The organism is Mucilaginibacter terrenus (assembly GCF_003432065.1).
Lineage (GTDB): Bacteria > Bacteroidota > Bacteroidia > Sphingobacteriales > Sphingobacteriaceae > Mucilaginibacter > Mucilaginibacter terrenus.
On record NZ_QWDE01000001.1, the window covers coordinates 535,521 to 548,147 of the forward strand.

Annotated in this window: 11 protein-coding genes; 7 read left to right on the forward strand and 4 right to left on the reverse strand. The window is 44.5% G+C overall.

Translation table 11 applies throughout. The features are described from left to right. Positions 1-18 precede the first annotated feature (18 nt). From DYU05_RS02225 to DYU05_RS02255, 7 genes are all read left to right on the forward strand, one after another. Positions 19-819, forward strand: a complete 801-nt coding sequence (locus DYU05_RS02225) for a hypothetical protein (RefSeq protein ID WP_117381346.1) — start codon at positions 19-21, stop codon at positions 817-819. 67 nt (positions 820-886) lie between these two features. Next, positions 887-1,987: a transporter family protein gene (locus tag DYU05_RS02230; protein WP_205771772.1), complete on the forward strand. Its 1,101-nt coding sequence runs from the start codon at positions 887-889 to the stop codon at positions 1,985-1,987. A gap of 109 nt (positions 1,988-2,096) precedes the next feature. Next, positions 2,097-2,564: a RidA family protein gene (locus tag DYU05_RS02235; protein ID WP_117381347.1), complete on the forward strand. Its 468-nt coding sequence runs from the start codon at positions 2,097-2,099 to the stop codon at positions 2,562-2,564. A 5-nt stretch (positions 2,565-2,569) separates the two neighbouring features. Next, on the forward strand, positions 2,570-3,679 hold the full coding sequence (locus DYU05_RS02240; RefSeq protein ID WP_117381348.1) for a D-TA family PLP-dependent enzyme: 1,110 nt from the start codon (positions 2,570-2,572) through the stop codon (positions 3,677-3,679). 45 nt (positions 3,680-3,724) lie between these two features. Next, a complete protein-coding gene (locus DYU05_RS02245; protein ID WP_117381349.1) occupies positions 3,725-4,801 on the forward strand; it encodes a dipeptidase in 1,077 nt (358 codons plus the stop codon). Positions 4,802-4,803: 2 nt separating this feature from the next. Then, complete coding sequence (locus tag DYU05_RS02250) at positions 4,804-7,401, forward strand: MGH1-like glycoside hydrolase domain-containing protein (protein ID WP_117381350.1); 2,598 nt, start codon at positions 4,804-4,806, stop codon at positions 7,399-7,401. 260 nt (positions 7,402-7,661) lie between these two features. After that, a complete protein-coding gene (locus tag DYU05_RS02255) occupies positions 7,662-8,591 on the forward strand; it encodes a sugar phosphate isomerase/epimerase family protein (protein WP_117381351.1) in 930 nt (309 codons plus the stop codon). A gap of 27 nt (positions 8,592-8,618) precedes the next feature. Here the strand turns inward: DYU05_RS02255 and DYU05_RS02260 are convergent, their stop codons facing one another. From DYU05_RS02260 to DYU05_RS02275, 4 genes are all read right to left on the reverse strand, one after another. Further along, complete coding sequence (locus DYU05_RS02260) at positions 8,619-8,879, reverse strand: hypothetical protein (RefSeq protein ID WP_117381352.1); 261 nt, start codon at positions 8,877-8,879, stop codon at positions 8,619-8,621. A gap of 2 nt (positions 8,880-8,881) precedes the next feature. Next, entirely contained in the window at positions 8,882-9,400 is a 519-nt protein-coding gene (locus DYU05_RS02265) for a DUF4251 domain-containing protein (protein ID WP_165851981.1), read from the reverse strand. Between the two features lie 246 nt (positions 9,401-9,646). After that, on the reverse strand, positions 9,647-11,530 hold the full coding sequence (gene htpG, locus DYU05_RS02270) for a molecular chaperone HtpG (RefSeq protein ID WP_117381354.1): 1,884 nt from the start codon (positions 11,528-11,530) through the stop codon (positions 9,647-9,649). Positions 11,531-11,781: 251 nt separating this feature from the next. Continuing rightward, on the reverse strand, positions 11,782-12,537 hold the full coding sequence (locus DYU05_RS02275; RefSeq protein ID WP_117381355.1) for a DUF6882 domain-containing protein: 756 nt from the start codon (positions 12,535-12,537) through the stop codon (positions 11,782-11,784). Between the last annotated feature and the right edge of the window lie 90 nt (positions 12,538-12,627).

Below are 12,627 nucleotides of genomic sequence, written 5' to 3' on the forward strand. Positions count from 1 at the left end.
AATAGAGAGCGAATTAAAATGAAAACGGAAGTAATTGTACACTACGTATTGCGTATAGCTATAGCCATGTGCTTTATTGGCCATGGAGCGTTTGGTGTTATTACCAAAGAAATTTGGTGTAACTATTTCGCCGTATTTGGTATAGACAAGGCAACTGCATACATGTTTATGCCTTGGGTAGGCAGTATAGATATACTGTTGGGCATTATAATGCTTTTTCACCCAAACAGGGCGGTTTGTTTCTGGCTGATTGGCTGGGGCGCAATTACCGCCTTTTTGAGGCCTATGTCTGGTGAGCCTTTTGCCGAGTTTATAGAACGTGCAGGAAATTTTGGAGCGCCTTTAGCACTAATAATTCTTTCAGGAAATTTCAACCCCCGTAGCCAGTTATTTACAAAGCTAGATCCCAATGCCCAGACCTCACCTGGTACTTTAGAAACTGTAAGCTATTGTTTAAAGGTTGTGGTTTTTATGTTGCTGATGGGCCATGGCTGGCTGAACCTCCTGGAGAAAAAAGGACTTCTTAATCAATATGCTTCTCTCGGATTTGCTAATCCCGCTAAGGTCGCATTAATCGTTGGCGCATTTGAAGTCGCCGCGGCCTTTATCGTGCTTATAAAGCCCGTACGTTGGATGTTGCTTGTGCTATTTGTCTGGAAAGCCTCAACGGAACTTTTCTATCCTCATTACGAACTGTTTGAGTGGATAGAAAGGGGAGGGAGTTACGGGTCAATACTGGCGCTTTGGTTTACACTAAAGCAAACGTCTGAGAAATTCAGTCCGACGCCTTTTAATAATCTAATTAACAAAATTTATTAATCAATTACACCGGTTAATCACCGGTACACAGTGAGTTCATACTCGCATTTACCTTTAATCTTAAATCATGAAACTTACATACAAATTAATTGCAGGTACTGCTATAGCCTTATTTCTAAATAATACCGGTGCAAAAGCTCAGGGCTGCGTAGCTATTCGCGGGACCGGTGGCCTTTGTACTATGGCCGATCACCCGGATAGCTTAGGTTCTGAAGGAGCATGGTTGTTTAACAGCAACAGCCGTTATTACCGCTCTTACAAGCACTTCGTTGGCAGAGAAGAGCAAAAGCAGCGTATAGAACTTGGCACAAACGTAATTAATCATACATACGCTCAGGACCTTACGCTTACCCGCGTCTTTAACAACAGGTGGTCGGTGTCTTTAGATGTGCCTGTAATATCTAACAGCCGTTCATCTTTGTACGAGCATGGTGGTAAAGAACGCCGTACAACGCACTCTTTTGGCGTAGGTGATATCACTATTAAGGCATTTGCCTGGTTGCTTGATCCGCATAAATCAACAAAGGCCAACATCCAAGTAGGTTTGGGTTTAAAACTGCCTACAGGCTCTTACACTTATACCGATTATTTCTACAACACAGGCGCAAATGGCGCCCGTACTTTAGGGCCTGTAGATCAGTCAATTCAATTGGGTGACGGTGGTACAGGCATCACTGCAGATGTTAATGCATTTTACAACTTCTCACATAATTTCGGCCTGTACGGCACTTTTTACTACCTGATGAGTCCTCGTGAGGAAAACGGTGTTTCTTCTGCACGTGGCAGCGCGCCAAGCGCTAAGGCTGTAGCCAACGGTAGTGATATCATGAGCGTTCCAGACCAGCTAAGCGCGAGGATTGGTGCAAATTACATGGCAGGTAAATGGAATTTCTCTGCCGGGGCACGGTACGAATGCCTTACTGCCAAAGATTTAGTAGGCGGAAGCAATGGTTTCCGCAGGCCTGGTTTTATCATTTCTGCCGAACCGGGTATAACCTACCGCCTGCACAAGTTCTCGGTTTACACTTTTGTTCCTGTTGCACTGGTGCGTAACCGTACACAGAGCGTACCGGATAAAATTACAACCCAGCTAACTGGAATATATACCCAAGGCGATGCAGCATTTGCAGATTACGCCGTAAACATTGGTTTTTCGTTTAAATTATAGTGTCGGTTTATTTTAAATTAGGAGCCGGGCGTAACGCACCCGGCTTTTTTATTGGTTTGAAATGACTAACCAAATTGCTGAGCACAGTCAAAATTGATATGTTTACCAAATGAATACTGCCGAACAAAACTTTGCAGCGCTTGGCCTTAATTTGCCGCCCGCGCCAAAACCACTGGGCGTTTATAAACCTTGCCTTGTTGATGGGAAATATATCTATTTATCTGGCCATGGTACCGTTCAGGACGATGGCTCCCTTATAATAGGCCGTATTGGAGCCGATATGTCACCTGAAGAAGGAAAGGTAGCCGCAAGGCAAGTAGGCCTGGCCATGCTGGCTACTATTAAAGCTAACCTAGGCAGCCTGAATAAGGTAAAACGCGTGATTAAAGTACTGGGCATGGTCAATTGCACACCTGATTTTGAGAAGCATCCGTTCATCATCAATGGCGCAAGCGAACTGTTTGCAAAGGTTTGGGGCGAAGAGAACGGAATAGGCGTACGCAGCGCTGTTGGAATGGGATCATTGCCAGACAATATTCCTGTTGAAATAGAGGCACTGTTTGAATTAGCAGAGTAATTATTATGGCAACCGATTGGTATACTATTAATAATGTGGCTGAACTGGATACCCCGGCTCTGGTGGTATACCCGGAACGTGTTCAATACAACATTGACCAGGTAAAAGGCATGGTAAGCGACGTGAGTAGGCTGCGTCCGCATATAAAGACACATAAAAGCCCGAACGTTACGGCCATGATGCTTAACGCAGGTATCAGTAAGTTCAAGTGTGCAACCATAGCAGAAGCCGAGATGTTAGGTATTATCGGTGCACCTGATGTTTTATTCGCTTATCAGCCAAACGGACCAAAGTTAGCGCGGTTTGTTAAACTTTTGCAGACATATCCCTCAACCAGCTATTCATGTCTTGTTGATAACGCTGCAACTGCACAAGCTATATCAACAGCGGCTTTAAGCGCGGGTATTAATGTATCGGTATTTATTGATCTGAATGTTGGCATGAACCGCACCGGGATTGTACCACGGCGCGCGTTCGAGCTGTACCAGTTATTGATGAATACACGCGGTATAAAGCTGCTAGGCTTACATGCTTATGATGGGCATATACATGATGAGGATTTTTCCTTGCGTGAGCAGCGTTTTCATGAAGCAATTACGCCGGTTCTGAACCTGAAAGAAATCATTCTGGGGGCGGGATATGCCCCACCTATTATCATTGGCGGATCATCACCCACGTTGCCAATTGCCGTTCACTTGGAAGATATTGAGTGTAGTCCGGGTACGTTCGCATACTGGGACAAGGGTTACGAGAGTGCTTTTAAGGAGCAGCATTTCCAAACAGCAGCACTTGTAGTTGGCAGGATAATATCGCTGCCTGACGAAACAAAGATATGCATAGATATAGGTCATAAATCTGTATCGGCTGAAAACGAATTGAGCAAGCGCATCTATTTTCTAAATGCACCCACACTGTCGTTTGTAAGCCAAAGTGAAGAGCACCTTGTAGCAGAAGCGGGCAACGGGCACACCTATCAGGTTGGTGATGTTCTATACGGATTACCTTATCACATCTGCCCTACAGTAGCGGTTTATGAACGAGCTTATATTATAGAGAACAGGCAATTGAAGGGAGAGTGGCTTAATACCGCCCGTGATAGAAAGATCAACATATAATATCGACTGTTTACATTAATGTAAATAGTTAAACAATAGCGAAGTATGTTTACCATAGATGCCCATTTGGATCTTAGCATGAATGCTTTGGAATGGAACCGAGATCTTCGGCGACCTGTTGCAGAAATAAATGCCCGTGAAGAAGGCCTAACCGACAAGCCGGATCGTGGTTTAGGTACGGTGTCACTTCCGGAACTTCGTAAAGGAAACATCGGCTTGGTAGTGGCAACCCAAATAGGACGCTATGTAGCACCGGGTAATAAGCTACCCGGCTGGCATTCACCGGAACAGGCTTGGGCGCAAACGCAAGGGCAGGTAGCCTGGTATAATGCTGTGGAGGCAGCCGGCGAAATGACGCAAGTGACGGATCTTACCTCGCTTGATAAACATTTGGCGCTCTGGCTGAATGACGACATCGACAACTTGGCAAAACCGGTTGGGTATATCTTAAGCCTGGAAGGTGCAGATTCTATAGTCAACGTAAGTTACCTTGAACATGCTTATAACTACGGCTTGCGTGCTTTAGGTCCGGCTCATTATGGCCCTGGCAGGTATGCCAACGGTACAGACGCAACGGGTAAGATGGGTGATAACGGTTTGGAACTGCTTAAAGAGATGGAGCGGCTGAACATTATCCTGGATGCCACCCATTTATGTGATGATGCCTTTTGGCAAGCGTTAGACAATTTTGGAGGCCATGTTTGGGCCAGTCACAACAACTGCCGGGCCCTGGTTGATCATAACCGCCAGTTCACCGATGAAATGATAAAGGCGCTTGTTGAACGAGGTGCGGTGATTGGCGCAGCTTTAGACGCCTGGATGATGGTTCCCGGTTGGGTAAGGGGTAAGTCTACACCACGAGGGATGAATTGCAGTTTGGAGGTAATGGTGGATCATATTGATCATATTTGCCAGATTGCCGGCAATACACTGCACGTGGGAATAGGAACAGACCTTGATGGCGCATTTGGTAAAGAGCAGTGCCCATATGACTTGGAAACTATTGCAGACCTCCGGAAGGTCCCGCAGCTTTTAGAAAAGCGTGGGTATAGTGAAACGGATATCGAAAATATGATGCATGGTAATTGGCTGCGGTTTTTAAAGAATGCCTGGAAGCAATAATTATGAGTAAAGAACAGGAACGCCTCCGGGAAGCAGGTTGGAAAAAATGGGGCCCTTATGTTAGCGACCGCCAGTGGGGTACGGTACGTGAAGATTATAGTGCAAATGGAAATGCCTGGGGCTATATCACACATGATATTGCCCGTAGTAAAACATACCGATGGGGAGAGGAGGGAATCGCTGGCATATGTGATGTTAATCAATATTTGTGCTTTGCTATAGCCCTTTGGAACAAGCGCGATCCTATCATTAAAGAACGGTACTTCGGACTTAGCAACAGTGAAGGCAACCATGGCGAGGATGTGAAAGAGCTGTATTATTATCTGGATAATACACCCACCCACAGCTATATGAAAATGCTGTATAAATATACCCAGCAGCCTTATCCATACGATCAGCTAACAGCTGAAAACCGGCGCAGGGGCCGCAACGACTCGGAGTATGAACTGCTTGATACAGGTATCTTCAATAACAATGAGTACTTCGATGTATGCGTAGAGTATGCAAAAGCCGGGCAGGAGGACGTTGCCATAAAGATTACCATTCACAACAGAAGCGACGTGGATGCACAATTAAATGTGCTACCTACACTTTGGTTTAGAAATACCTGGAGCTGGGGATATGATAATACAAAGCCTTCACTCTCGGCAATAGCTGAAAAGGAAATTTCAATAAAACATCACGAGCTCGGCGAGCTTTATCTGAAAGCAGAAGGGAATGCAGAGATGCTGTTTTGTGACAATGAAACTAATCTTACGCGTTTTACGGGTGCAGTAAAGGATGGCGCTTTTTACAAAGACGGTATAAACGATTATATCGTTAATAAAGCCAACACGGTAAACCCAGCTAAAACAGGCACAAAAGCAGCTGTAAACTACGACATCAGTATACCAGCAAATGGCAGCCGCGAGATCAGATTGAGGTTGTCTCCAAACAGCAACGCTTCCTTTGATGATTTTGACGATGTTTGCGCTGCCAGGATAACCGAGGCTGATGATTTTTACAGCGATCTGCTCGTCAAAGACAATAAGGACAAAGCTTTAATTCAGCGGCAGGCATTTGCCGGCATGTTATGGAACAAGCAGTTTTATTATTATGATATTCACCAGTGGTTAAACGGTGACCCCGGAGAGCCACAGCCTCCATCGTCGCGGCTAACTGCGCGTAACAGCAAATGGCAACATTTCAACAATAGGGGAGATATCATTTCCATGCCTGATAAGTGGGAGTTTCCATGGTTTGCCGCGTGGGACCTTGCATTTCACTGCATCCCCTTAGCTAGTTTAGATATGGACTTTGCCAAGCGGCAGCTGCTCCTGCTTACCCATGACTGGTATATGCACCCTAATGGCCAGCTCCCAGCTTATGAGTGGGACCTTGGTGATGCCAACCCGCCGGTGCATGCCATGGCTACATGGAAGATATATTCGCTTGACAAGGATAAAAACGGTGGTAAAGGTGACACTGTTTTCCTTGAGAGGGTGTTCCATAAGTTGATGCTCAATTTTACCTGGTGGGTTAATCGGAAAGACGAAGCGGGTAACAACATATTCGAAGGTGGCTTCCTGGGGTTAGATAACATAGGTGTGTTCGATCGTAACACACACTTTAGCAACGGCACGCACCTGGAGCAGGTGGACGGCACGAGTTGGATGGCTATGTACTCGCTTAACTTGCTACAGATTGCTACAGAACTGGCGGTTACCAACAAATCTTACCGCGATATCGCCGGTAAATTCTTTGAGCACTTTATTTACATAGCCAACGCGATAGGGTCAGGAGGGGAGAACAACACCGGGCTGTGGGACGATGCCGATGGTTTCTTCTACGACCAGCTGAGAATGGCAGACGGCAGCATACAGAAAATGCGGGTGCGCAGCATGGTTGGCTTAGTGCCGCTGTTTGCTGTACAGGTACTTGCCGATAGCGCCATTACAGAGAACCCCATCTTTAAAGGCCGGATGGACTGGTTTACGGCCAACCGGCCAGATCTTGCAGCTCTTGTTTCCCGCTGGAATCAAACGCGCTCCAATGGTACACACTTGATAAGCCTATTGCGTGGTTTCCGCATGAATACCTTGCTAAAGTATATGCTGGATGAGAATGAGTTCCTAAGCGAATACGGCATCCGGTCGCTATCCAAATACCATCTCCACAACCCGTACAGCGTAAAGGTTGACGGCGTCGATTTTAGCATTAAGTACATCCCCGCGGAGAGCGACAGCGGGTTGTTTGGGGGCAACAGTAACTGGCGCGGCCCGGTTTGGATCCCAATGAATTACCTTATTATCGAAAGCCTTAACATGTACCACGACTACTATGGCGAAGACTACAAGGTAGAATGCCCCACAGGGTCTGGTAATATGCTGACGCTAAAAGAGGTAGCTAACGAGATATATCGCCGGGTATCAAAGCTGTTCCTGAAGGATGAGAATGGTCGCCGTGCCGTGTTCGGCAATCACGAAAAGCAGCAGACCGATACAGAGTTTAAAGACCACATCCTATTTTACGAGTACTTTAATGGTGATACCGGACAAGGTTTGGGTGCTTCCCATCAAACCGGGTGGACCGGGCTCATTGCCAATTGCCTGTATCACTAGTACCCTTACGCACTGTATCAGGAGAAGGTGTTACACCTGATACACTTTTTTTAAGGTGAATTTTGTTAAGGTATTCAATTATAGCTTGTTACGGTTTTTACATGTTGCAACATGTTACAGTTTTCAAAACCATGTTACACTTTTGGTGGCATGTTACAGTGTAAAGTCGCATCAATGCGTTTAAAAGACACAATAAAGTTTGTTTATTCAAATCAATATTTTAGCTTTACTACAACCAATTAAAACTAAAGCATTTGAATATGAATACAAACAGACGTGGGTTCTTAAGAACTACAGGTACGCTGGCGCTTGGTGCCGTTGCACTATCGGGTAAGGCAGCATCATTATTTGAGGGGATGGCGCAGCACCCAGTAGGGATACAGCTGTTCACCTTTTTTAACACCATTGATGCCGATGTAAAAGGCACCCTTTCTAAAATATCTGCTGCCGGCTACAAGGAGATCGAATCCGCTTTCAGCAAAAAAGGCGGGTACTATGGCATGAAGCCGAAAGAGTTTAAAGCCATAGCGAATGGCGAGGGCTTAACCTGGAGATCGCACCACGTTTTGGGTGCACCATTTAAGCTGCCTGCCGGCGCTAAAATGCCAACTACACCTGATGGTAAACCAATGGTGATACCGCCAATGGCTAACCTTACCGACAATATGCAGCAACTGGTAGACGAAGCTGCCGAAGGCGGTGTGCAGTACTTGGTATGTGCCAATGCGCCTACAGGTACGTTGGACGAAGTAAAGTCTACTATTGCTATACTGAATAAAACCGGCGAGGCGGCTAAAAAGGCTGGGATGCAGTTTTGCTACCACAACCACGATATGGAATTTAAAGCCATAGACGGCAAGGTGCCTTACGACCTAATGCTTACCGAAACAGATGCACAGAATGTTAAAATGGAACTTGACCTGGCCTGGTCCATCAAAGCGGGTAAGGACCCGGTGAAGATGTTTAAAGAAAACCCCGGCCGTTTCCCGCTATGGCATGTTAAAGACCTTGACGCGGCACGTGAGACCATCCTGCCAGTAGGTAGCGGAACTATCGACTTTAAACCAATCTTCGCGGCTGCTAAGTCTTCCGGTATGAAGCACTTTTTTGTAGAGCACGATATGCCTAAAGATGCTTTTGCCAGCATGGCAAGCAGCATTGCTTTTATCAACAAAAACTTGAACGTATAATAACGTTCTTACTAATAGTAATAAGCCTTATTGTAAGTACGCCTGCACAAACTCATCGTTGCTTATGGCGCTTACAATAAGGTTTATCGCGTTTTTGCCTGCGTCGTTGTCCGTAGCAGTGGCAAAATCTTCCAGCGTGTCCAGGTAGCTTACCGCCTGCTCTTCGTCATCAAACAACAGTATTACGTCACCGTTCACTTCGATGTCTGTACCGTTAAGCGGTTTTGGAATATCATTCCTGTCGAATATCGATCCATCTGCCTCAGCAGGTAAGCTTATCTTTAGCATGGTTACTTTTGTTTTGGTTTCGGTTTTTCATCTACATAGCCGTCAAACCGTATCTGCTGCCTGTTATTGCTGATCACGCTTAAATCCGCGTTGCCATTGCTGGCTACAGTTAGTATCATTTGATTAACGGTACGTACATCAGTTGGTTTAAAATAAATTTTCCAACCACCTTTTTTATCGCCTTCCGTGCGATAGTTAAACTTGGTAGAGGTAAATTTTATGCCGTTATCGTCCGGGTTATTATAACCAGCGCCTGAGTAGGCCACACCCCAGTACGGCAAAAAGGATGTAACTGTATCTTTATTCACGCGCAGATCATAATACGGATCAATATACCTTTGTCCGCCACCCATGGGGTACATAAAACGTGCGGTAAAAACAAAGTCCTTAGCTTCTATCATTTGTTTTACAGCTGCTTCCTTAGCAGCCTTTTTTGCAGCTTTGGAACTCTGTGCCAGTGTTGTTTGCCAACTCGCGGCAACAAATAGCATTATGAGTAAATACTTTATTAAAGCTTTCATTTTTAGTGTACTGTTTAAATCATTTGTTGTAGTTATTAGACTTAAATAACTACCTGATGGTTTAATGCAACGTGCATTTACGTTGCCGTTTGCTGATGTTTTCATGGCTTGTTTATCTCCTTTATTTTTTATCTCGCAACTATGATGTCGGCATCAGCAATTTTCCATAAACAGTAGCAAAAAATCCTCCAAAAACATAAAAGCCGCCCATTTTGAGGGCGGCTTTCATAACAAATATTTAGAAGCTTATATCAGGCTAACGCTGCGGTTAACAAATTCGGTAAGTTCCGCACCGGTTAACAAGCCTTGCGACAGCAATGCCAGGTCGAACGCTTGTTTGGCAAGCTGTGCCTGCGCGTCGGTATTGTCGTTCTCCAGTATACGGCTTATTAATTTATGGTTGCCATTTACAATTACCTTGTAGTTGTCTGGCATGCTGCCATAAAAGCTCATGCCACCGCCCATAGCGGCCATATCTTTCATACGGCGCATAAACTCATCCATGGTAACGGTTACCGGCAACTCATCCGGGCTAAGGCTTTCCAGCTCCACTTTGTAGGCAGGCTTGTTAATGGCCTTATCAAATATCTCTTTTATTTTGGTCGACTGCTCTTCGGTCAATACGTGTTCCGGGGCGTCGTCCTTCTTTATCAGTTTATCAGCCACATCCGCATCCACGCGTTTAAGGGAGGTTTTCTCCAGCTTCTGCTCTAACTGGCTGATAAAGTGCGTATCAATAGGAGAGTCCATCACCAATACATCATAGCCCTTTTTGTTGGCCGACTGGATGAAAGCGTCCTGCTTTTCGGCATTGTTGGTGTAAATGTATACCAGCTGGCCGTCCTTGTCAGTTTGGGTAGATTCTATCTTCTCTTTGTATTCCGGCAGGGTGAAGTTCTCCTTTTTGGTGTTGGTCACCAAAACAAAGTCTTTAGCCTTGTCATAGAACTTATCTTCGCTGATCATACCGTACTTCACAAACAGGCCAATATCTGTCCATTTGTCTTCATATGCTTTGCGGTCGTTCTTAAACAGCTCGGCAAGTTTATCAGCCACTTTTTTGGTAATGTAGCTGTTTATCTTTTTAACGTTGCTGTCGGCCTGCAGGAAGCTCCTCGAAACGTTCAACGGAATATCCGGTGAGTCAATCACACCATGCAGCAACATCAGGAACTCGGGAACAATATCTTTAACTTCATCGGTGATGAATACCTGGCGCGAGAAAAGCTTGATCTTGTTTTTCTGGAACTCGAAATCGTTCTTCACCTTAGGGAAGTACAATACACCCGTAAGGTTAAAAGGATAATCTACATTGAGGTGGATCCAGAACAAAGGATCTTCGCTGAACGGATAAAGCTCTTTGTAGAACTTTAGGTAATCCTCATCAGTAAGTTCATTTGGCGACTTTGTCCAGATAGGGGTAGTATCGTTAATGATGTTGTCAACTTCAAAAGAAGTATACTTGGTTTTACCTTCTTCGTCAACCCCATCTTCTTCACTCTCGGTTTTTGTACCGAATTTGATAGGAACCGGCAGGAACTTGCAATACTTATCAAGTATCTCGCGTAGTTTATGTTCGCTCAGGAATTCTTCGCTTTCGGCATTAATGTGCAGGGTAATTTCGGTACCGCGCTCTGCAAGCGACCCTTCGGTGATCTCAAACTCGGTGCTGCCGTCGCAGGTCCAGTGCGCAGGCTCGGCGCCGTCCTGGTAGCTTAAGGTTTCAATTTCAACACGGTCGGCAACCATAAACGCAGAATAGAAGCCCAAACCAAAGCGGCCAATGATCTCATTTGCATCCTTAGCTTCCTTAAATTTCTCCATAAACTCGGTAGCGCCGGAGAAAGCTATTTGGTTGATGTATTTCTTTATTTCGTCGGCGGTCATACCAATACCGTTATCAGAAATGGTAATGGTCTTTTTGTCGGCATCAAATGCCACTTCAACACGCAGGTCGCCCAGTTCGCCGTTGTACTGGCCAAGAGAGGCAAGGCGCTTTATCTTCTGTGTAGCATCTACCGCGTTGGATACCAGCTCGCGCAGAAATATCTCATTATCAGAATATAAGAATTTTTTAATGATCGGAAAAATGTTCTCGGTGTGTATCGAGATGGTGCCTTTTTCTTGCATTGTTATAGTAGTTTATAAGTTTTTGTGATCGTTAATAGGGCAATGAACAATGCCCGTTCCAAACAACAATGCGTTGACAAATTGGCAGAGGATATGTGTCTGAATCAAGATTTTCAGAATTTAAAAATGAACAGAATTAGGCTAGGCTTGTATGTGATTAGCAAATCTTATGATTGAATTAAGCTTTGCATGCAAATAATTCTGTATTAAACGGAGTACTGTAAGAGATCTTATATCTAGCTTGTTCATTCTTATGCCTTCAACTTCTTTTCCTTAATATCGAAATAGCACTGATTGCAAACTACCTTAATATTTGCAAAAACAACCGCATTATCTGTCCATTCGCCCTCCTTAAGTCTAACCTTTTCACATTCGTCGCACCATGCTTGGCAATCGTCATTATTTTCAATTGAAGGGTCTGTTTCGAAAGGCTCGTTAAAACCAATGGATTTTTCATTAAGTAAATGCTGACAAACAAAAGCAGTACGGTCTGCTATATGACTGGCGCAATCCACATATTTATCTTTCAATTGGTTATACTCTTCCAGCGTAAGTTCGTTAGTGAAAATAAAGTAAACAAAAAGATGTTTGTGAGGGATGCGGTAAGAGCCTATAGCGTTTAATAAATTAGCTGAAATTGCCGTCATTGCCCACCCGGTAAATTCATCTCCCTTGTATAAACCGGATGTTAATTCTTCAAAATTATTTATTGATCCGATTTGTCTTACTTTCTCAAGAGGCCTGCTAACGTGTTTTGGCGTACTCGTGTTCGCCCAACCCCAATTCCATGTGTCCGTTTTTGTAGAAAACGAACCAACATCAACATATTTGAAAAACAAATTTCTACCGTCGCTTGATTTAAAATGGAAAGCACCAATGCTGTGGTCATAAAACCATTCTTCATAAGTATCTATGTCATACAACTTCATAAATTCGGGCTGTAAAGACATTAGATCGTCTAGACATTGGTCTTTAAACTCTTCGAAATTTTGGTGTTGTGAATGCATTTATAAACAATTTCTACAATCATAATAAAATCCGGCGTTCGAGCACGCATAGACTGGCTGGATAGGCTTAGGTGCTCTCCAAACTAACAA